14 protein-coding genes are annotated in these 19,729 nt (G+C 73.9%); 7 read left to right on the top strand and 7 right to left on the bottom strand.

What is annotated here, in order from left to right:
- Nucleotides 1-118 precede the first annotated feature (118 nt).
- The 3 genes from CHF15_RS11685 to CHF15_RS11675 all read right to left on the bottom strand — a co-directional run bounded on the left by CHF15_RS11685 (nucleotide 119) and on the right by CHF15_RS11675 (nucleotide 6,988).
- Nucleotides 119-2,419, bottom strand: a complete 2,301-nt coding sequence (locus CHF15_RS11685) for a SpoIIE family protein phosphatase (RefSeq protein WP_089223660.1) — start codon at nucleotides 2,417-2,419, stop codon at nucleotides 119-121.
- Between the two features lie 138 nt (nucleotides 2,420-2,557).
- A complete protein-coding gene (locus CHF15_RS11680) occupies nucleotides 2,558-6,034 on the bottom strand; it encodes a phosphodiester glycosidase family protein (RefSeq protein WP_089223659.1) in 3,477 nt (1,158 codons plus the stop codon).
- A gap of 183 nt (nucleotides 6,035-6,217) precedes the next feature.
- Nucleotides 6,218-6,988 (bottom strand): GNAT family N-acetyltransferase, encoded by a 771-nt coding sequence (locus CHF15_RS11675; RefSeq protein ID WP_089223658.1) that lies wholly within the window; start codon nucleotides 6,986-6,988, stop codon nucleotides 6,218-6,220.
- Between the two features lie 316 nt (nucleotides 6,989-7,304).
- Between CHF15_RS11675 and CHF15_RS11670 the strand changes: the two genes are divergently transcribed.
- Nucleotides 7,305-7,748 carry a VOC family protein gene (locus tag CHF15_RS11670; protein ID WP_089223981.1) on the top strand — a complete coding sequence of 148 codons (444 nt, stop codon included), beginning with the start codon at nucleotides 7,305-7,307 and terminating at the stop codon, nucleotides 7,746-7,748.
- A gap of 149 nt (nucleotides 7,749-7,897) precedes the next feature.
- Complete coding sequence (locus CHF15_RS11665) at nucleotides 7,898-9,352, top strand: dihydrolipoyl dehydrogenase family protein (protein WP_089223657.1); 1,455 nt, start codon at nucleotides 7,898-7,900, stop codon at nucleotides 9,350-9,352.
- A gap of 62 nt (nucleotides 9,353-9,414) precedes the next feature.
- Here the strand turns inward: CHF15_RS11665 and CHF15_RS11660 are convergent, their stop codons facing one another.
- The gene (locus tag CHF15_RS11660; protein ID WP_089223656.1) at nucleotides 9,415-10,317 is read right to left on the bottom strand and encodes an SGNH/GDSL hydrolase family protein; all 903 of its coding nucleotides are present in this window, start codon (nucleotides 10,315-10,317) and stop codon (nucleotides 9,415-9,417) included.
- A 305-nt stretch (nucleotides 10,318-10,622) separates the two neighbouring features.
- Here CHF15_RS11660 and CHF15_RS11655 point away from each other — a divergent pair, with 305 nt between their 5' ends.
- Nucleotides 10,623-12,242 (top strand): phytoene desaturase family protein, encoded by a 1,620-nt coding sequence (locus CHF15_RS11655; RefSeq protein WP_089223655.1) that lies wholly within the window; start codon nucleotides 10,623-10,625, stop codon nucleotides 12,240-12,242.
- A 73-nt stretch (nucleotides 12,243-12,315) separates the two neighbouring features.
- Nucleotides 12,316-13,305: an aldo/keto reductase gene (locus CHF15_RS11650; protein WP_089223654.1), complete on the top strand. Its 990-nt coding sequence runs from the start codon at nucleotides 12,316-12,318 to the stop codon at nucleotides 13,303-13,305.
- A gap of 64 nt (nucleotides 13,306-13,369) precedes the next feature.
- On the opposite strand, the gene CHF15_RS11645 is transcribed toward CHF15_RS11650, so the two are convergent.
- Together CHF15_RS11645 and CHF15_RS11640 are read right to left on the bottom strand one after the other, a co-directional pair.
- A complete protein-coding gene (locus tag CHF15_RS11645) occupies nucleotides 13,370-13,822 on the bottom strand; it encodes a universal stress protein (RefSeq protein ID WP_089223653.1) in 453 nt (150 codons plus the stop codon).
- A gap of 204 nt (nucleotides 13,823-14,026) precedes the next feature.
- Nucleotides 14,027-14,329, bottom strand: coding sequence for a putative quinol monooxygenase (locus CHF15_RS11640; RefSeq protein WP_089223652.1), 303 nt, complete (start codon nucleotides 14,327-14,329; stop codon nucleotides 14,027-14,029).
- 206 nt (nucleotides 14,330-14,535) lie between these two features.
- On the opposite strand from CHF15_RS11640, the gene CHF15_RS11635 reads away from it, so the two are divergent.
- Together CHF15_RS11635 and CHF15_RS11630 are read left to right on the top strand one after the other, a co-directional pair.
- Entirely contained in the window at nucleotides 14,536-14,964 is a 429-nt protein-coding gene (locus CHF15_RS11635; protein ID WP_089223651.1) for a pyridoxamine 5'-phosphate oxidase family protein, read from the top strand.
- Between the two features lie 103 nt (nucleotides 14,965-15,067).
- Entirely contained in the window at nucleotides 15,068-15,919 is an 852-nt protein-coding gene (locus CHF15_RS11630) for a hypothetical protein (protein ID WP_089223650.1), read from the top strand.
- Between the two features lie 93 nt (nucleotides 15,920-16,012).
- On the opposite strand, the gene CHF15_RS11625 is transcribed toward CHF15_RS11630, so the two are convergent.
- Nucleotides 16,013-17,674 carry a hypothetical protein gene (locus CHF15_RS11625; protein WP_089223649.1) on the bottom strand — a complete coding sequence of 554 codons (1,662 nt, stop codon included), beginning with the start codon at nucleotides 17,672-17,674 and terminating at the stop codon, nucleotides 16,013-16,015.
- A gap of 190 nt (nucleotides 17,675-17,864) precedes the next feature.
- On the opposite strand from CHF15_RS11625, the gene CHF15_RS11620 reads away from it, so the two are divergent.
- Nucleotides 17,865-19,718 carry an MFS transporter gene (locus tag CHF15_RS11620; RefSeq protein WP_265737395.1) on the top strand — a complete coding sequence of 618 codons (1,854 nt, stop codon included), beginning with the start codon at nucleotides 17,865-17,867 and terminating at the stop codon, nucleotides 19,716-19,718.
- Nucleotides 19,719-19,729: the final 11 nt, after the last annotated feature.

Genomic DNA, 19,729 nt, shown 5'->3' with positions numbered 1-19,729 from the left:
GCGCCTGAGGGTCCTCACTCCCCGGGCGGCGAGCGGGCAGCCGGCCCCGGGGCCGACGCGGGCGGCGGGCTCACCCTGACGGGGTTCCCACGAGGCCCTGCGCTCCCGGCCGGACCGGTCAGCGGCCGTCCAAAGGCGCCCCGAGCGGTTGCTGGGCCCACACCGTCTTCCCCTGTGCGCGGTAGCGGACGCCCCACTGGTCCGCGAGGCCCGCGACGATGAACAGCCCGCGTCCGTTCTCGTCGACGGTGCGCGCGTGCTTCATGTGCGGGGCGCCGGCCGCGCTGTCGCTGACCTCGCAGGTCAGCATCTGCTCGAGGACCAGGCGCAGTTGCAGTGGCGGCGCGCCGTAGCGCACCGCGTTGCCGACCAGTTCGCTGACGATGAGCTCGGTGGTGAACGCCGTCTCCTCCGCCACACCCCAGACCGCCAGCTGCCGTCGCGCCGCCGCGCGGGCGATCGGCGCGGCCTCGGCGCCCGCCGGCAGCGCGCGGGTCAGCACCCGGTCCGCGGGCAGCGCGCCCGTGCGGGCGACCAGCATCACCGTCTCGTCGCCCGCGCCCGAGTCGGCGAACGCGGACCCGATGGCGTCGCACGCCTCCTGCAGGGGCCGGGTCGCCGCGCCGTCCAGGAGGGGGCGCAGGGGAGCGGACGGTGCCAGGACCCGCTGCGCGAACGAGGTCGTCGCCATCGCCAGGGTGCTGCCCGCGGGGAGGTCGACGGTGGTCGCCGGGAAGGGGGCGTCGTCCGGCCCGCTGAGCAGGGGACCGGCGGGGACGGCCAGGGTGGCCGACGTGCCGTCCGGGAGGACGGCGACCGGCTCCGGCAGGCCCGCGCGGGCGACGGTGCAGGTGAGTTCCACCGGGTCGTACACCGCGATCACGCAGCCGATGTCGAGCGGCTCGAAGTCCAGCTGCGGCAGCGCGGCGGAGGCGGCGGCGAGCCGGCCGGCGGTCTCGCTCAGCCGGGCCAGCAGCTCGTCCGGAGGCAGATCGAGAGCGGCGAGCGTGTGGAGGGCCGTCCTGACCAGCCCCATCGTGATGGCCGCGACGATCCCCTGCCCGGCGACGTCACCGACGACCAGCGCGGTCCGGGCGCCGGGCAGCGCGATCGCGTCGGACCAGGCCCCGCCGCCCTCCGGGCCGGAACGGTGCAGCCGGGAGACCTCCACGGTGGGCCGTCCCGCAGGCTGCCCGGGGAGCAGCCTGCGCTGCAGGGTCGAGGCGATGATCCACTCACGCATGAACTGCCGGGCGTTCTCGATGCAGAGGGCGGCGTGCGCGCACACGGCGGAGGCCACTCTCAGGTCGTCCTCGTCGAAGGGGTCCCGGTCCCGCTCGCGGTAGAAGCCGACCACGCCCAGCGCCTGGTCGCGCAGCGCCAGCGGGGCCACGATCAGGGAGTCGGCGCCGCTGCCCAGGATGGCCTCCGACCGGGCCGGGTCGGCGGCCAGCCACGGGGCGTGCTCGTCGATCGCCACCAGGCGCGCCCTGAGGTCGGACAGCACCTCCGCGAACGGGGTGCCGGGCGGGAGGGGACGGACCTCGCCCACCGGGTACGCCGACAGACGGCCCCGGAACGCGGCCCGCCGCAGGGGAACGTCGTGGTGGACGGGCACCTTCGGCGGTTCCTCCCCGCGGACGACGTCGTCGACCATCTCGACGACGGCCGTGTCGGCCAGGGCGGGCACGACCGCGTCGACCAGCTCCCGGCAGACGATCCCCACGTTCGGCACCTGCCCCAACCGGGTGCGGACCTGCTCGAGGAGGTCCAGGCGGTCCTGCGCCTTCTCCCGGTCGGTGACGTCCACCGCGGACGCCACCAGGCCGAGCGTGTCTCCCCGGGCGTCCTCCAGGCGGAAGTAGCAGACGGAGCGGCTGCGGCACCCGCGGCGCTCCGGCGACCCGGGGCCGTGGACGAGCCGGTCCAGGACCGGTTCCCCGCTCTCCAGGACCCGCCGCGCCACCTCGGCCTCCTCCTCGGGGCGGTCGAGGTCGTACACCTCGGTGAAGTGCAGCCCCAGCGGGCTGCCGGCGCGCGTCCCGCGCGCCGTACCGAAGGCGGCGCTCATGCGGACCACACGCAACCGGCGGTCGAGGACGAGCAGTTCCACGGGGGTGCGGGCGAAGACGGTCCTCAGGACCGCCACGTCCTGCTGCGACAGCGCCGGGTCCCCCGCCGCGCGCACCCGCCACAGCACCGAGCTGCCGCGCAGCACCGGCTCGATCCGTACCGACACCCCATCGGGGAACCCCGCGTGCGGGCGTCCGGCGTCCATGGCGGTACCGCGCAGGAGCGCGCCCAGGGACCGGCCGACGGCCTCCCCGGCCGGGCGCCCGAACAGCTCCTCGGCCGGACGCCCCCATTCGACCACCCGGCCGTCCTCGTCGACGAGGACCAGCACGTCACCGCTGGGCATGGACCACGCACCTCCGGCCCCATGCCTGCCCGTGCCGAGCCCGCGGCAGGCCCGCCCGGGCACCGGCTCCGCCGATCGGCTCAGCCCTTCCGGGCGCTTCCCGTACGGGAAGCGCCCGGAAGGGCCGGTTGCCCGGGCTCAGCCGCGGCCTACGGTGATCGTCCGCTCGGCGGTCACGCCGTTGACGGTCACGCGCAGCACCGCGGTGCCGGTGCGCAGCGCCTTGAGCGCCCCGGTGGCGGGGTTGTAGGCGACGACGGGCGCGCCGTCGTGGCCTCCGTGGCCGTGCCCGCTGTCCTCGGCGCCCGCCACGTCGACCCGGCTGCCGGACCATGCGGCGCCGACCGGCCAGGCCACCGGGACGGTACGGGTGCCGTCCTGGGTGATCGTTGCCGAGGCGTGGCCCACGCCGCCGACGGTGAGCGTGGCCGGCGCGAGCATGTCGACCGCGTCGGTGCGGGCGTGCACCTCGGCGCGCAGCCAGGTCCCGGAGTCGCCGGAGGGGACGTCGAAGGGGTCGGCGACCCGGCCGTGGCGCGGGTCGATGCCCAGCATCGTCCAGCCGGTGAAGCCGCCGTTGTCGGGCGTGCTCGCCGGGTTCTTGCCGGAGTTGCCGTTGACCAGGTACGGGACGCCGTCGACCTGCGCCGCGGAGAAGGCGCCGACGTGACCGGCGACGAACGCCGCGGACTTGTGGCCCTCGGCGCGGAAGTCGGCGAGCCACTGCTCGACCAGGGCGGCCTCCTTGCGGTCGCCGAGCTGACTGGCCTTGTCCGGCAGCGGGTCCTCGGCCGGGTGGTGCTCGAAGACCACGACACCGCTGACGGAGCGGTCGGCGGCCGCGTTGCGCAGCTGGTCGTGCAGCAGCTGGAGCTGCGCGAAGCCGCCGCCGCGCAGGGTGCCGCTGGAGGAGTCGAGGGTGATGAAGCGGGTGCCCTCGACGTCGAAGACCGACGTCGTGTCACCGAAGGCGGCCTTGAAGTTGGAGGTGTTCCCGGGGCCCATCACCTCGTGGTTGCCCGGTACGTAGTGCCACGGGACGGTGCCCTTGGTACGGGCGTCGAAGTCGTCGAGCAGCGTGCGGGCGAGCGCGAAGTCGGCCGGGGAGCCCTCGTCGACGAGGTCGCCGTTGATGACCAGCAGGTCCGGCTTGGCCTCGGCGATCTCCTCCAGGGTCCGGCGGGCCGCGGCGACCAGCGGGCTGCCCGGGTCACGGGCGACGAACTGGGCGTCGGACATCACGGCCACGCGCAGCGGACGGCCGTCGACGGTGCCGTTGGTCACGACCACCGGGTCCTCGACCTTGGGCCGTACGGGCAGTTCCACGTCGGGCGCGACCTTGACCCGCATGTCGCTGACGGTGACCGCGCCCTTGTAGGAGCGGGCGGCGCTGGTCTCCAGCAGCCGGACCCGCTGGAACGTCAGCGGGTAGGGGGTGCCCACGGGCACGGGGAACTCGACCTTGCGCCAGCCGGTCCAGGTGATGGTGGGGCCGTCCAGGTTGGCGGTGACGCCGGCGGCCGTGCGGTACTGCAGCCGCGGCCACTCGCCGTTGCCGTCGCCGTTGATCCACATGGTGACGGCCTGCGGCTGGCCGGGCAGCTGGATCTGCTGCGGCGGCACGGCGTACTGGCCGCGGGTGGCGGTGGACTGGGTGAAGTCGTACGTCAGCTTCAGGCCGGGGGCTCCGTCGTGGCCCTCGGCCGGGGCGATGGAGCCCCCGGGGGCCCGGTCGTTCGCCGAGGTCCAGGAGGCCGCGTCCGTCAGGTCCGCGAAGGTCTTCTCGGCCAGCCCGACGGTGACCGCGACGTCGGTGGTCATCTTCCCGACCGTCAGGTGCAGGGTGGTGGACGCGCCGTCGGTCAGACCGCGCACGGTGAACGTCGCGTCGTCCGCGGGCGACACCGACACGACCCCCTCGCCGCCGGTGACCTTGACGTCGGACGCGTCGATCGGGGCGGAGTCGCCGAGCGCGTCGTAACCGGTGACGGTCAGGCGGGCGGTGTCGTCCAGGCCGTCCAGGGCCACCAGGCTGCTGCCCGGGGCGATGCGGACGGCGGGGGCGAGTACGGTCAGCTCCGCCGAACCGGTGGCCCGGTGACCCGAGGAGGCCTCCACCCGGCCGGTGCCGGAGCGCTTGCCGGTGACGACGGCGGAGCCGTCCCGGCCAGTGCGGACGTCCAGCCGTCCGTCGCCGTGCCACTGCACCCGTCCGGCGGACACCGGTGCGTAGGTCTCGTCGTGGGCGAGCGCCCGCACGGTGCGGTGCAGCCCCGGGAAGACCTTGTCCGAGCCGTCCGCGGTGAGCGCGGGCCCCACGCGGAAGCCGTGGACCTTGCCGGAGCCGGGCGCCGCGAACAGGCCGAGGCCGTTGGCGACCTGGCGTTCCGAACCGTCCGACGGGCTGCTGACCAGGCCCGTGGCGCTCTCGCCGGGCAGCCGGGCGGCCATGGTGGTGGAACCGCCGCCGTCCATGTTGAGGGCGTTCCGCGCGCCGAGGCCCTTCATGAAGGCGCCGAGCTCGTTGAGGTCCATGCCGCGGCTGTCGGTCTGCTTGCCGTCGACGGCGACCAGGTACATGGTGCGGCCGTCGGCGGAGAAGCCGACGCTGGTGCGGGAGGTGGCCGTGACGGTGTCGCCGTCGGTGAAGTGCTTGACCGTGCCGTCCGCAACGAGCACCTGGCCGCCGCCCACGGCGACCGCCACGTCGCCGAAGTCGGCGCGCGGCTTGTAGGCGACGGTGACGGCGTCACCCGGCGCGAGCTCGGCGAGCGCGTCGGCACCCGCCTCCCGGCCCAGCAGCACGCTGGTGCCCGCGGGGATCGGGCCGGCGCTCACTGACGAGTGCACCTCGGTGACCTTGCCGTCGCGCAGCAGTACCTCGGTCACCCGGTCCGCGCCGCTGACCGGCTTGGTGCGCGGGGAGACGCCCCACTGGTCGGTGAAGAGCCCGATCCCGCCGGCCGCCAGGACGGGGGAGTTGACCCCGGCCAGCTTCAGGTGCTGCGTGCCGTCGACCGTGACGTCGCCCTCCAGGAACACCTGGGCGAGCCGGCCCAGGCCGTCCGCGCCGATGGCGACCGCCTGGTTGCGGCCCTCGGTGGGCGAGTTGACCAGGCCGCCCGCGCGTGACACCGCGGCGCCGATCGGGGCCTCGGTGTCGTTCATGTCGAAGTAGTCGCCGTTGACGGCGGCGACGGCCCCGGTGTGCTCGGCCTGCTCGGTCACCCGGGACTTCCCGGTGACCGTGCCGGAGGATATGTAGTCGACGCTGAGCCGGTCCTCGGCGAGGTCCGCGACGAGCACCTGCCCCCGGACCCAGCCGTCGGCCTCGAAACGGTCGAAGCGGGTCAGGTTCAGCCCGGGCGCGATCGGGGTGCGGGTCTCACGGGTGACGATCGACTCGCCGGGCGTGCTCGGGATGAGCCCACGGCCGGAGGTGCCCGGCTTCGTCGCGTCCGCGGGTGCCGAGGCGAGCTGTTCGGGCGTGAACGCCTGGGCGGTCGTCATCATCCCGGCGCCGATGCTGAGCGCGGTGGCCAGGGCGAGCGCGGCGGCACCCCGGCGTGCCGCGGAACGCGGACCAGGGACGGCGGGCTGGAGGGGGAACGGCACTTGCTGACTTCTTTCCCTGTTGGGGTGGTGGTCGCCGTCCAGTTGATGTGCTGTTGGTGTCGCATGGCCGTGAAACGGGTGGTGATCCGGAGTGCGCAGTGTGAACATCCGTCACCACGACCCCCGTGAGCAGCGAAGACGTCCGCGGGGGACCGGCCGGGGGAGCCGGCGGCCTGGCGCGGGTCAGCTCGCGGGAGTGAGGTACGTCCAGTCCTCCACGAGCCGGAAGCCCAGGGACTCGTACAGCGGGCGGGACATGGGGGAGTTCTGCGTGAACGCGTGGCGGGCGCCCGACGCGACGGCGTCCCGGAGCCGGGCCGTGACGAGCGCGCGGTAGTGGCCGTTGCCCCGGTGCAGGGGCGGTACGGAGCCGTTGAACAGGCCCACGTGGTCGCCGACCATGACGTTGAAACCGGTGGCGACGGGTTCGCCGTCCACGTCGAGGGTGAACGCGGTCATGTCCGGCGCGTCGAGCAGCGCGGGCAGGGCGAACGCGTCCGCGATCTCCTCGGGCATGCCGAACCCCGCCGCGAGGGCGGCGGAGTACCGCCCGGCCTCGGCGCCGCCGAGCTTGCGCACCGTGCCGTCTCCGGGGAGCGCGGCGGGCAGTCCGGGGAGCGACGCGGCGTCCCACGCCAGTAGCGGCAGCGTGGTGGTCGCCGTGAGGCCGAACCGGTCCGCCAGCGCCCTCACCTCCGGGTCGGCCTCGCCGCGGACCTGGACGCTCCACGGCAGGCCCGTCGCCGACAGCTCCTCGGCGAGCGCCTCCGTCTCGCGCAGGGCCGGTCCGCGACCGGTGCACACCGTGTTGAGAACGGCGACGGGGAGGCCGGTGCACAGCAGCCGCTCCCCGTTCGTGCCGTGCCGGGCGAAGCCGCCGGGCAGGAGGTCCGTCAGCCGCTCCATCGCCCCGTACAGGGCGTCCACCGCGGCATCGCTGATCGTCTCGCTCACGCCGCGGAGGATACCGGGACGACCCGGCCGGCCACGCCGCCGCCCGCGCCTCGGACCGGGGCCCGCCGCAGGGCTTCGCCGGGGGTTCGCCCCCGCCGGGCGTCACAGCAGGTGTGGTCCTCCCGGTCTTCCTCACGGGGGAGGGCGTGAAAGGAGGCGATTGCTTGACAAGTCAAGGATATTCTGACGGCCCCGACGGGGGTTGGCGCGGAGGCCTGCGTCACCGCCTTGACAGGTTACGTATCGCTGGGCCATGCTCGTCACCAGTCAAAGCGGTGACGATGTGCGGAACTGCTCGCAGAACTGGGAGAACGTGATGGAACTGAAGCTCGAGGTTGTGGTGCTGCCCGTGTCCGACGTGGACCGGGCGAAGGACTTCTACGCGGCGCTGGGCTTCCGGCTGGACGTCGACTACGTCGGCGACGACGGCTTCCGCGTCGTCCACTTCACACCGGACGGATCCGGGGCCTCGATCCTCTTCGGCGACGGCGTCACCACGGCCGCCCCGGGCTCCGTGCAGGGCCTCCACCTGATCGTCGAGGACATCGTGGCTGCCCGCGCCGAGCTGGCGGCCCGCGGCGTCGGCATCAGCGAGGTCTTCCACGACGCGGGCGGCGTCTTCCACCACGCCGGTGAGACCGCCCGGGTCTCCGGTCCGCACCCCACGCGCGCCAGCTACGGCTCCTTCGCGACGTTCACGGACCCCGACGGCAACGGCTGGGCGCTCCAGGAGGTCACCGAGCGCCTGCCGGGACGCTGACCCCGCCCTCCCCGACGACCGACCCTCCCACCCCAGTCCCCCGCGGTGCCGCGGATCCCCCCTCCGCGGCACCGCGGGCCCCTGACCGGGTCCCCTCCGGCCCCTTTTGGAAGCAGGTTATGCAGACCGACGGAATGACGGGTCAAGCGATGAGCGGTACCTCCCGGGAATACGACGTCGTCGTCATCGGCGGCGGACCGGTCGGCGAGAACGTCGCCGACCGGACGAGCGCCGCCGGACTGGCCACGGTGCTGGTGGAGGGCGAACTGCTCGGCGGCGAGTGCTCGTTCTGGGCGTGCGAACCCAGCAAGGCGCTGCTGCGCCCCGTGGTGGCAGGGGCCGACGCCCGCCGGATACCCGGCCTGAAGGGCGCGGTCGGCGGACCGCTGGACGTGGCCGAGGTCCTCGCCCACCGCGACCGGCTCTCCGCGAACTGGAAGGACGACGACCAGGTGGAGTGGCTGGACTCCGTCTCCGTCGACCTGGTGCGCGGCCACGGCCGTCTGGACGGCCCCCGCCAGGTGGTGGTGGACACGCCGGACGGCGGGACGGTCCGCCTGACCGCGCGGCACGCCGTCGTCGTCGCCACCGGGACCACGACACGGCTCCCCGGCCTGCCGGGGCTCGCCGAGGTCCGTCCCTGGACCAATCGCGAGGCGACGAGCGCCCGCGAGGCGCCGGGCCGTCTGGTGGTGGTCGGGGGCGGCGTCGTCGCCGTCGAGATGGCCACCGCATGGCAGGCGCTCGGTTCCGAGGTGACCATGCTGGTGCGGGGGAGCGGCGGACTGCTGCCCCGCATGGAGCCGTTCGCCGGCGAGATGGTCGGCGGCGCCCTGCGCGACGCGGGTGTGGACGTACGGCTCGGCGCCTCGGTGACCGCCGTGGCGCGCGACGACGGCCGGGACGGTCCCGTACGCGTCACGCTGGCGGACGGCGGGACGGTGGTCGCCGACGAGATCCTCTTCGCGACCGGCCGCGCCCCCCGCACCGCGGACCTCGGCCTGGAGACGGTCGGCCTGACCCCCGGCGACTGGCTGACCGTGGACGACACCTTCCTCGTGACGGCCGTCGCCGGCGGCTGGCTGTACGCGGCGGGCGACGTCAACCACCGCGCCCTGATGACGCACCAGGGGAAGTACCAGGCCCGCATCGCGGGAGCGGTGATCGGGGCGCGGGCCAAGGGCGAGCCCGTCGACGACCGCAGGTGGGGCGCCCACGTCGCGACCGCCGACACCGAGGCCGTGCCGCAGGTGGTCTTCACCGACCCCGAGGTCGCCTCCGTCGGCCTGACGACCCGTGAGGCGGAGGCGACGGGGCGGCGCGTGGACGTCGTGGACTACGACTTGGGGCGCCTCGCGGGTGCCGTCCAGTACGTCGAGGACTACCGGGGCAAGGCCCGCGTCCTGATCGACCCGGACCGCGGCACGGTGGTCGGCGTCACCTTCGTCGGCCCGGGAGTGCAGGAACTGCTCTACTCGGCCACCGTCGCCGTCACCGGTGAGATCCCGGTGGACCGGCTGTGGCACGCCGTCCCCGCCTTCCCGACGATCAGCGAGGTCTGGCTGCGCGTGCTGGAGACCTACCGGGACATGCGGAAGGCCTGACACCACGGCGAACGGCGAGGACCCGCCTCCCCTCGGGGGAGGCGGGTCCTCGTGACCAGGGGTCAGCGGTGGTGGCGGGCGACGGTGCGGAGCACCGCGCCGGCCATGGCCTCCTCGCCCCGGGCATTGGGGTGCGCGGGTGCCGCGGGGCTCGCGGGGGCGAGGGACTCGATCCAGCGCGTTCCCTCCGGCGCGCACATGTCGTGACCGACGGTCGGGGTGTAGGTGTCGGCGTAACGCGCGCCGGCCTTGCGGGCCTGGGTGGCCAGCATGGCGTTGAGCGTCTTCTCCGTGTCGCGCAGGTAGGAGAAGTCACCGGCCGCGAACGGCGTCGAGGGGCTGGTGCAGGCCGAGCCGTCGTCCGGGAACAGGTCCGGGTAGCCGACCACCACGACGCGCGCGTGCGGCGAGCGCCGGTGGATGCCGCGGATGACGTCGGCGACCTTGGGCGCGGTCTGCGCGACGCGCTCGGCGAGCTGGTCGTGGCCGCCGGCGGTGAAGTGGGCGCGGCAGGGGGCTCCGGTGGGGTCGGATGCCGTCACACCGGCGCAGGTGGCGATGACGCTGCTGAAGCCGATGTCGTTGCCGCCGATGCTGAGCGTGACCAGGTCCGTGCCGCGCTCCAGCGCGTCGAGCTGCGCCGGGGCGCTGCCCTGGGGCGCGGTCATCTCGGCGGTGGTCGCCCCCGAGCAACTGACGTCGGTGAGGCGGGCGTGCGTGCGCGCCGCGACGAGCGAGGGGTAGTTGCGGCTCGACCGCAGACAGGCCGCGTCGACCTGTTCGGGGATGAGCGGACCCGAGGCGTAGGAGTCGCCGAGGGCGACGTGGTCCCGGCCGCCGTGACCGGCGGGCGACGCGCCGGCGGTGCCCGCTCCGAAGCCCAGGAGCGTCACCATGCCCGTCAGGGCGGCAGCACCGAGTGCGGCTCGGCGACGTGCGCCGGGCCGGGTCAGTGTTCTCTTCATCTGTGTCCGTTCGTCGTGGTTCCGAGCCGTACCGGGCCGCCGGGCGAGGCGGCCCCCGGCTTCGCAGCGGTCCCTGCGGCGTCACACCACGGCCGCAAGTTACTTGCTGCGCCAAGCAAGTAGATCACCGCCCCGCCGGAGGACGCAAACGCCGACGTCGGCGTGCCGCGGGCCGCCCTTGGGGCGGCCCGCTCGACGTGCGGGTGTCCCGGCGCGCGCGCACGCTGGAGCATGGACGCACGGGGACGTCGCCCGGCCGGTTCCCGTGGAGCGGCATCCCGGAGCGACGGACCCGAGGAGCGCTGATGGCACGCACGGTGGACGCCGTCGTCGTCGGTTCCGGTGTGAACGGCCTGGTCGCCGCCACCGAACTGGCCAAGGACGGCTGGTCGGTGGCCCTGCTGGAACAGGGCGACCGGCTGGGCGGTTTCATCGCCACCGAGGAACGCACCCTGCCCGGCTATCTGCACGACACCTACTCCTCGTGGCACCCGCTGTTCGTGTCCGGAGGGGCCTACGCCGCCCTCGGCGAGGACCTGCACCGCCACGGCCTCGAGTACCGCAACGGCGACGGCTTCGTCACCGGCACCGTCACCGACGACGGCCGTGTGCTCCTCGCCCACCGCGACCCGGCCACCACGGCGGAGGTCTTCGCCCACGCCGAGGACAGGGCCGCCTACCTGGCGATGCTGGGCCGCTTCCTCGACAACGCCGAGGCCATCGGCGGCCTGCTGAGCGGCGAGCCCCGCTCGCCGCGGACGCTGCGGCACATCGCCGCGCTGCTGCGCCGCGAGCGGCTCACCGGCACCGAGACCTGGCTGCGGTCCGCACTGACCAGCGGACGCTCCTACTGCCGCGGCGCGTTCCGGGGCGACGAGGCGGACGCGATGTGGGTGCCCTGGCTGCTGCACGCGGGCCTGTCCCCGGACCACGCAGGGGGCGGACTGCTGCTGCCCGTGCTCGCCGCCTCCCTGCACGGCTTCGGCATGCCCGTCGTGGCCGGCGGCGCCCGCAACTTCGTCCGCGCCTTCGAGACCCTCCTCGGCGAACTCCACGTCGACGTCCGCACCGGGCACCCGGTGGAACGGCTGCTCGTCACCGACGGCAGGGTCACCGGCGTGGTCAGCGGCGGTGAGCCCATCCACGCCCGCCACGCCGTCCTCGCCTCGGTCACGCCGACCGCCCTGTACGGGGAACTGCTGCCGCAGGACGCCCCGGTGCCCGCCGCGGTCCGCGACCAGGCCCGGCGCTACCGCTACGGCCGTGCCGCGATGCAGCTGCACGTCGCCCTCTCCGCCCCGCCCGGCTGGCAGGACGAACGGCTGGCCGGCGTCCCGCTGTTCCACCTGACCGACGGTTCGGCGAGCACCGGGATCGCCTGCGCGGAGGCCGAGGCGGGCCTGCTGCCGCGCCGGCCCACGGTGGTCGTCGGCCAGCAGCACGTGATCGACCCGTCCCGCGTCCCGGAGGGTGCCGCGGCCCTGTGGATCCAGCTCCAGGAACTGCCCTTCGCGCCGGCCGGCGACGCGGCGGGCGAACTCGACGCCGACGGCGGCTGGACGAAGGCACTGACCGAGGGCTACGTCGCGCGCGTCCTCGCCCGGGTGGCCCGCCACGCCCCCGACCTGCCCGGCAAGGTGCTCGCCTGGGACGCCGTCACCCCGGCCGACCTGGCGGCCCACAACCCCAACGCGGTGGCCGGCGACCCCTACGGCGGCTCGGCCGAACTCGACCAGAGCCTGCTGTGGCGTCCGCTGCCCGGCGCCTCCCGGCATGCCACCCCCGTTCCCGGGCTGTGGCACATCGGCGCCTCCACCCACCCCGGACCCGGCCTCGGCGGCGGCTCGGGACACCTCGCCGCGCAGCAGCTCATCCGCGGCACACGACGCCGCGGCCGCCGCCGGACCGGGCTCGCACGGCGGTGAGGATTGTGCGCCGGGCGGGGGCGTGATCCCCTGGCTGCCGCAGGCAGGACACCGTACGGCAGGAGGGGGCGACATGCGGGCCGGCGAACTCGTACCGCTCGGACGCACACCGCTGCGGGTCAGCAGGCTCGGGCTGGGACTGGCCTCACTGGGCGGGCTCTTCTCGCCCGTGCCGGCCGCGCGGGCCGCGGCCGTCCTCGACCGGGCCTGGGACCTGGGCATCCGGCTCTACGACACCGCCCCCGTCTACGGCTACGGACGCTCCGAGACCCGCACCGGCGCGGCGCTCGCCGCCCGGCCGCGCGACGCGTTCGTGCTGTGCACCAAGGTGGGCCGGCTCATCGAACCGGGAGGCCCCGACACCCAGCCGATCTGGGCCGATCCGCCACCGGGCGTGGGTCCGCGGCTGGACTACTCGTACGCCGGGGTGCTGCGCAGCGTCGAGGAGAGCCTGGTCCGGCTCGGCCTCGACCGGATCGACGTGCTCCATGTCCACGACCCCGACGAGGACTTCACGGCCGCCGTGGGCGAGGCCTACCGGGCGCTTGCCGGACTGCGGGAGGCGGGCGTCGTCGGGGCGGTGTCCATCGGGGTCAACCACGCCTCCGTCGCCGTCGACTTCCTGCGGCGCGCCGACGACCCGGGGCCGGACTGCGTGCTGCTGGCCGGCCGTTACAACCTCCTGGACCAGTCGGGCCTGGACGAGTTGCTGCCGCTGTGCGCCGAGCGCGGGATCGCCGTCATGGCCGCCGGGGTCTACCAGTCGGGGCTGCTCGCGGACCCGCGGCCCGGCGCGCCCCACGGGTACACCACCGTGCCCGCGGAACTGGCCGGGCGGGTGGCGGCGTGGCGGGAGATGTGCCGGAGGTACGACGTGCCGCTGCTCGCGGCGGCCGTGCGCTTCCCGCTGGGGCACCCGGCGGTCGCGAGCGTGGTCGTCGGTGCCCGTTCCCCGGAGGAGGTCGCGCAGAGCGTCGCGTACTTCGACCACCCGGTGCCGGAGGAGTTCTGGCACGCCGTCAAGGCCGCCGGGCTCCTCCCGGAGCACGTGCCCACGCCGTGACCGGTGCCCCGCGGACGCGGCCCGTCCGGCTCGCCGGCGCCGGACGGGCCGCGAACCGGCCGGGTCAGACGGCCGAGTCGGCGTCCTCGGCCTGCTCCTCGGGGACGAGCAGCACCGCGATGCGGCTGGCGTGGGCGACGGCGTCGCTGACGCGGGGGTTGAAGAAGGCCGCGACCGAGCCGCGGTGGTGGGGGCTGAGGACCAGGAGGTCCGCCTTGAACTGCTCCGCGGCGGCGGAGATCGCGCCGGCGACCTCCTGCGTGGTCACGTCGCGGACGACCTCACCGTCGGCCTCCTCCACACCGAGGCCGCGGAGCGTGGCGACGGCCGCGTCGACGACGGTGCCGGCGTCGGAGTCCTCCTCCAGGTTCATGACGGTGTCGAAGGCGACCGCCGAGGCGAGCACGTGCACGACGTGCACAGCGGCGCCGGTCAGCCGGGCCATGTCCCCGGCCGTGCGCAGGGCGGGCTGGGCGAAGGGGCTCGAGTCGACGGCAACCAGAATGCGCTGGTACATGGAGACCTTTTTCTCTTCTTGTTCTCTTCTTGCGGTCTGAACAGGGTTCGCGGACTCAGTAGAGGCCCGCGCCGGTGGAGCTTTCCTGACCAGCGCTGTTGTACGGCGTGAATATTCCGTTCACAGTGTGCGCCGACCACGGACGCCCTCCGAGGCCCGGGGGGTGCCCCCCCGGGCCCGGTCCCTGGCGTACCCTTCGCCCCGTCAGCCGGGCAGCTTCGCCGCGAGCACCTCGACCGGTGTGATGACGGGCGGTACGGCGAACAGTTCGTCGCCGAGCGCCTCGATGCGCTGCCGCACCTTGCCCCGCAGGTGCGTCTCGCGGTCCTCCTCGGTCTCGAAGGCGTCGAAGATGCGGAAGGAGGACGGCCCCAGGCGGAAGGCGAACCAGGTCAGCGTCCCCGGTTCCGCGTCCACCAGCGCCTTGGCGTCGACGAGGAAGCGGGCGACGTCCTCCTCCCGCCCCGGTCGGGCCTCGAACTCCACGAAGAATCCGTACGCGGGCATGGCGGTGCTCCCGGTCGCAGGTGGGACGGCCCCTCGGGGCCGCGGGTGAGGGCGACGCTACCCGGCCGTCCCGGCGTGTTCCGCGAAGCCGGTACGGCATTTCGCGAGGTCGTTCCCCGTGCCTTGCGGCGTGTTTCGGCCGGTGCGACCATCTGGCCGTTCATCTTCGCGGCGGCGCTGTCGGTGGCCGGGCCTACAGTCGGGGAATGGAACTCTCACGGGAAGAACGCGAAAGCTTTCTGGCCGAGCCGCATGTGGCCGCGCTGGGCGTCGCGGCCGGCGACGACCGCGGGCCGTTGATGATTCCGATCTGGTACGCCTACGAGCCCGGCGGTCTGCCGTGGATCCTCACCGGCGCGGACTCCCGGAAGATGAGCCTGATCAGGGCGGCGGGCCGCTTCAGCCTGCTGGTCCAGCGCACGGAGCCGACGCCCCGGTACGTTTCGGTCGAAGGGCCGGTCGCCGAGGTGAGCGAGGGGAGCGGCACGCTTCACCGCGAGATGGCCGGCCGTTACCTCTCGGGTGGGGCACTCGACAGATTCGCGGCCATGGCGGAGGTGGAACTCGCCGATCACGTCGTGGTCCGTATGCGGCCGGAACGCTGGCTGACCGCCGATCTGGGCACGGTCGCCTGACCTTCCATGAGGAGGGGTCTCCTCCCGAGCGGGCGGAACCCGTTGCCGGGGCGGCGCGTCACATCGGCAGGGTCCGAGGGGGCCCGCTGCCCGGGGAGGCGCCATGAGACCGTTCGTGCTGGTGGGAGTCGTCTGCCTGCTCCTGGGATCCGCCGGATGCGGAACGCTGACGGGGTCCGGCACGGACGACAGCGCCGAGGCCGCCGCGCGCATGCGGAAGGTAGCCGAGGCCTGGGAGGGTTCGGAGGCTGCGCGAGCGTGGCGCGAGGGCTTCTACCCGCTGGAGGACGTCGTCCGCCTCCCGGACAACGCGTTCGGCACCGACGCCGACAAACTGGCCTACCTCACGCGGAACTTCGAGCACCGCGGAACGCTGCCCCGCACCGAGCGGGAGGGCCGCATCCGCTGGGCGGACGGCACGTCGAGCCCCGCCGCACCGATGACGGCGCGGGAGACGTACGACCTGATCGACGAGGGCCCGGAGGGCCGTGAGGACCCGCTGACCGTCACCAAGGCGACCTTCGGCGAGATGACCCTGCTCACCAGCCGCGGCCGGGCCCGCGTCCCCGCCTGGCACTTCACGCTCGAGGGCTACGACTCCCCGCTGGTGCGCGCCGCGGTCGACCCCGCGCGGCAGCCGCGCGCGCCGATCGCCTCCCTGTCCGAGGCCACCGACGAGGGGTGGCGGCTCCACGGGCTGCGGAAGGTCGCCGGGGACGGCCGGAGTGTCACCGTCCTGGCGGGACACGGCGGCTGTGACGGCGGTCCGGCCGTGGAGGTGCTGGAGACCCGCGACAGCGTGGTGCTCCGCGGTACGGTCCTCGCCGCGGACGACGGCCCGTGCACCAAGCAGCTGCTCATCGAGCCGGTGACGGTCTGCCTGGACCGGCCGCTCGGCGGGCGGATCCTGCTCGACGCCTTCACCGGCGCGCCGATGGCGCTCGGCGGGCGGTAGACCTCTCGCGACGCCCCCGCGTGGTCACCCCGTACGACGACGGCCGCCGCGCCCCGAGGGGTGCGGCGGCCGTCGCGTGGCGGCGGTGCGGCGTCAGGCGGCGCTCCTGCGCCGTACGAAGACGATGATCACTGCGCCCAGCCCGAGGGCCAGCAGCGCGGAGCCGCCGAGGAGCAGTGCGCCGCCGGCGCCGGTGAAGGCGAGGCCGCCGCCGGAGTCACCGCCGGAGGACGAGGTCCCGTCGCTGCCGGACGTACCGGTGGAGCCCGAGGCGTCGTCGCCGGAGGCCGTGGGGTGCGGGGTGGCCGACGGGTCGCCGGAGGACCCCTGCGAGCCGTCGCCGCCGCCGTCGCCGGTGCCGTTCAGCACGATCCAGGCGGTGTTGTTGGACTGCTCGGGTTCGACCGGGTTGTCCCACGTCGGCAGGGCGACCTTGCCCCGGGCGTTCTTCACGACCCTGTCGATGCGCAGCTCGAACGGGAAGCTCAGCTTCGTCTTCTCCAGCAGCGGGGTCTCCACCCAGCACACGTAGCCCTTGACGCCCTCGTCGATGTTCGTGAGGTTGCAGCGCTCGGGGCTCTTGGTGACCTTCGCGCCCTCGGGCACGGCGACGGTGAAGCTGACCGGCTCACCACCGTTGCGCAGCGCGCTGATCCAGCCCGGTCCGTCGTTGCGGAAGCCGATCTCCGCCTTTACGGTGTCACCGGCCTCGCCCTGGGCGGAGGCGCCGGTCAGCACGAGGTCGTAGGTGCTGTGGGTGGGCAGGTCGAGTTCGGCGTAGCGCGCGTAGTCACCCGCGGAGGCGCCGGGGACCTCCTCGAGGGTCATCGGAGCGCCGGTGCCCGGGGTGTAGCCGTCGTTGGCCATCAGGGCCTTGGCCTTCTGCGCGCCGACCGCGGAGAACCCGTAGTTGACGATGTCGTTGAGGGCGAAGTCGGCCGTCTTCACCTTCAGCGGCTCGGACAGGGCGTACGCCGTGCCGGCCTTGTAGGTGCCGGTGAAGGTGCAGATCGCGTCGGTGCCCTGGCGCAGCAGCGGCCCGTCGGTGGTCGCCTTGTAGGCGCAGTTGCCGTAGCTGTCGGGGAAGCTCAGCCCGCGCGAGCCGTGGAAGTGCAGCACGGTGCCGTCGGCCGCCATGCCGCCGACGTTGCGGAAGCCGACCGGTGCCTCGTAGGTGTCGCCGGCGGCGAGGCCCTTGGGCTCGGACAGCTTGCGGCCCAGCAGTTCCGGCCCGCCGACCAGCACGTCGATGGTGAGGGGCGCGAAGTCGACGCCCTCGCCCTCGCCGGTCACCTTGATGGTGCCGAAGTCCCCGGCGGCGCTGTCGGCGTCGACGGAGAGGCGGATGTCGCCGATCTCGTTGTAGGTCTCCCCGGCGTTGATCTCGTAGCCGTCGCAGACGGCGGTCAGACCCTTCGCGCCGCAGGGCAGCTTCACGGCGGCGACGCCGTCGAGGCCGCTCGCGTCGATCTTGATCGTGTACGGGCCCTGGTGGACGACCGGGATCACCCCGTCGTCGCCGGGCTCGTCGCTGCCGGGCGCGGCGAGCCGCAGGGTGACCTGGGGCTCGTCCGAGTCCTCGCCGTCGCTCTGGAGCGACAGGTCCACGTGGCTCTTGCCGGTGATCGCGACCGGCAGCGGGGTGCCGTCCTCGGCGAAGGCGGTGGAGGCGGGACCAAAACCGGCGGCCAGAGCGGCGGCCGCCACGAGTCCGATCACTGCCCGGAAGGCGGATCTGCGGACGGGACGTCTCATCAACGTTTCCTTGTCGGCTGTCGGTCGGATGTCGGAGTCTGAGGGGTGCGCCGTCCTGGGCACACGTCCTTCAGACCTGCCGGGCATCCGCAGCGTTGTGCGCAGGAAGATCACAGAGCGGTCACAGATGGGGCTGGTGTGGCCCCTGGGATCCCGGTACGTCGGCACCAAAGCCAAATAAGCCGGTCAAATGCATGTTTTATGGTTTCCGGGCGGCGGAATAGTTGCCTCGGCATACGGGGTTGCACACCACGTACATCACACGCACGACCATCACCACGGTCCTACCTCTGCCCGGAGGCCTCATCCCATGACGCTCACGACGACCGATCTGCCCGCCCGGAGAACCAGTGGGGCGGTCGTCCCGGTACTCGCCTTCGTGGGCATCGTTGTCGCGGTCATGCAGACCCTGCTCGTCCCGGTCATCAAGGACCTGCCGCAGCTGCTGGACACCGCGCCGAGCAACGCGACCTGGGTGCTGACCTCCACCCTGCTCGCAGGCGCCGTGGCCACCCCGATCATGGGCCGCCTCGGCGACCTCTACGGCAAGCGCCGCATGCTCATCGGCAGCCTCTCGGTCATGGTCGTCGGCGCCGTGATCAGCGCCGTCACCAGTGAGCTGCTCACCATGATCGTGGGCCGTACGCTGCAGGGCTTCGCCATGGGCGCCATCCCGCTCGGCATCGGGCTGATGCGCGACATGCTGCCGCGTGAGCGCCTCGGATCGGCGATGGCCCTGATGAGCTCCTCCATCGGCGTCGGCGGTGGCCTCGCGCTGCCCGGCGCGGCGCTGATCGCCCAGCACGCGAACTGGCACGCGCTCTTCTACGCCGCGGCCGGCCTCGGCGTGCTCGCCATCGTCCTCGCCCTGGCCGTCGTGCCGGAGTCCCCGATGCGCGCCAAGGGCTCCTTCGACCTGCCCGGCGCGCTGGGCCTGTCGACCGGTCTGATCCTCTTCCTGCTGCCGATCACCAAGGGCAGCGACTGGGGATGGTCGTCCGGCACCACCCTCGGGCTGTTCGGCGCCTCCGCCGTCGTCCTGCTGCTGTGGGGCGTGATGGAGCTGCGGGTCAAGGCCCCGCTGGTCGACCTGCGCACCACCGCCCGCCGTGAGGTGCTGCTCACCAACCTCGCCTCGATCATGGTCGGGGTCAGCTTCTACGTCGTGTCCCTCGTCCTGCCGCAGCTGCTGCAGCTGCCCACCGCCACCGGCGCCGGCCTCGGCCAGTCCATGGTCGTCGCCGGTCTGGCCGTGGCCCCGCTCGGCCTGACCATGATGTTCACCGCCCCGGTCTACGCCCGGCTGTCCGCCCGCTTCGGCCCGAAGACCACGCTGATCATCGGCCTGCTGGTGATCGGCGCCGGCTACGGCGGCGGCATCGGCCTGATGGACGCCGTCTGGCAGACGATCCTCACCTCGGTGATCCTCGGCGCCGGCATCGGCCTGGCGTACTCCTCGCTGCCCGCGCTCATCATCGGCGCGGTGCCTGCCTCGGAGACGGGCGCGGCCAACGGCCTCAACACCCTGATGCGGTCCGTCGGCACCTCGGTGTCCAGCGCGGTGATCGGCATGGTGCTGGCCAACAGCGCGGTGCAGGTCAACGGTGTCGCCGTCCCGACCATGCACGGCTTCCGCCTCTCGTTCCTCATCGCCACCGGCGCCGTCCTCGTCGGCCTTCTGCTCGCCTTCGGCCTGCCCGGCCGGAGCACCGGGCTGCGGCTGCGGGCCGGCAGCGAGGAGCAGGCCGCCCCGGCGTCCGCGGAGCAGGTCCTGAGCGGCTTCCGCGGCCGGGTCGTGGGAGCCGGGGGCGCTCCGGTCGCCCGGGCCAAGGTCACCCTCATCGACCGCCGCGGCCGGCAGGCCGGCGCGACGCTCTCGGCGGAGGACGGCAGCTACGCGCTCGCCGTCCCGGCCGCGGGCCCGTACGTGCTCGCCGCCCTCGCGACGGGGCACGGCCCCCTCGCCTCGGCGGCCACACACGCCGGGGACGAGCGGCTGGTCGACCTCGACCTCGCCCTGCCCGGGGAGACCGTCCCGGCGTGACCGGTCCGTGC

The sequence above is a fragment of the Actinacidiphila glaucinigra genome (assembly GCF_900188405.1).
GTDB classification, from domain to species: domain Bacteria; phylum Actinomycetota; class Actinomycetes; order Streptomycetales; family Streptomycetaceae; genus Actinacidiphila; species Actinacidiphila glaucinigra.
The sequence above is the reverse complement of the archived record's forward strand: the minus strand, read 5'-3'. Positions and strand labels throughout refer to the sequence as shown.

Coding starts and splice junctions, on each gene's coding strand:
- CHF15_RS11670 (WP_089223981.1), top strand. CDS start 7,305: ATGGAACTGAAGCTCGAGGTTGTGGTGCTGCCCGTGTCCGACGTGGAC.
- CHF15_RS11620 (WP_265737395.1), top strand. CDS start 17,865: ATGCATGTTTTATGGTTTCCGGGCGGCGGAATAGTTGCCTCGGCATAC.
- CHF15_RS11665 (WP_089223657.1), top strand. CDS start 7,898: ATGAGCGGTACCTCCCGGGAATACGACGTCGTCGTCATCGGCGGCGGA.
- CHF15_RS11635 (WP_089223651.1), top strand. CDS start 14,536: ATGGAACTCTCACGGGAAGAACGCGAAAGCTTTCTGGCCGAGCCGCAT.
- CHF15_RS11625 (WP_089223649.1), bottom strand. CDS start 17,674: ATGAGACGTCCCGTCCGCAGATCCGCCTTCCGGGCAGTGATCGGACTC.
- CHF15_RS11660 (WP_089223656.1), bottom strand. CDS start 10,317: ATGAAGAGAACACTGACCCGGCCCGGCGCACGTCGCCGAGCCGCACTC.
- CHF15_RS11645 (WP_089223653.1), bottom strand. CDS start 13,822: ATGTACCAGCGCATTCTGGTTGCCGTCGACTCGAGCCCCTTCGCCCAG.
- CHF15_RS11685 (WP_089223660.1), bottom strand. CDS start 2,419: ATGCCCAGCGGTGACGTGCTGGTCCTCGTCGACGAGGACGGCCGGGTG.
- CHF15_RS11655 (WP_089223655.1), top strand. CDS start 10,623: ATGGCACGCACGGTGGACGCCGTCGTCGTCGGTTCCGGTGTGAACGGC.
- CHF15_RS11640 (WP_089223652.1), bottom strand. CDS start 14,329: ATGCCCGCGTACGGATTCTTCGTGGAGTTCGAGGCCCGACCGGGGCGG.
- CHF15_RS11650 (WP_089223654.1), top strand. CDS start 12,316: ATGCGGGCCGGCGAACTCGTACCGCTCGGACGCACACCGCTGCGGGTC.
- CHF15_RS11630 (WP_089223650.1), top strand. CDS start 15,068: ATGAGACCGTTCGTGCTGGTGGGAGTCGTCTGCCTGCTCCTGGGATCC.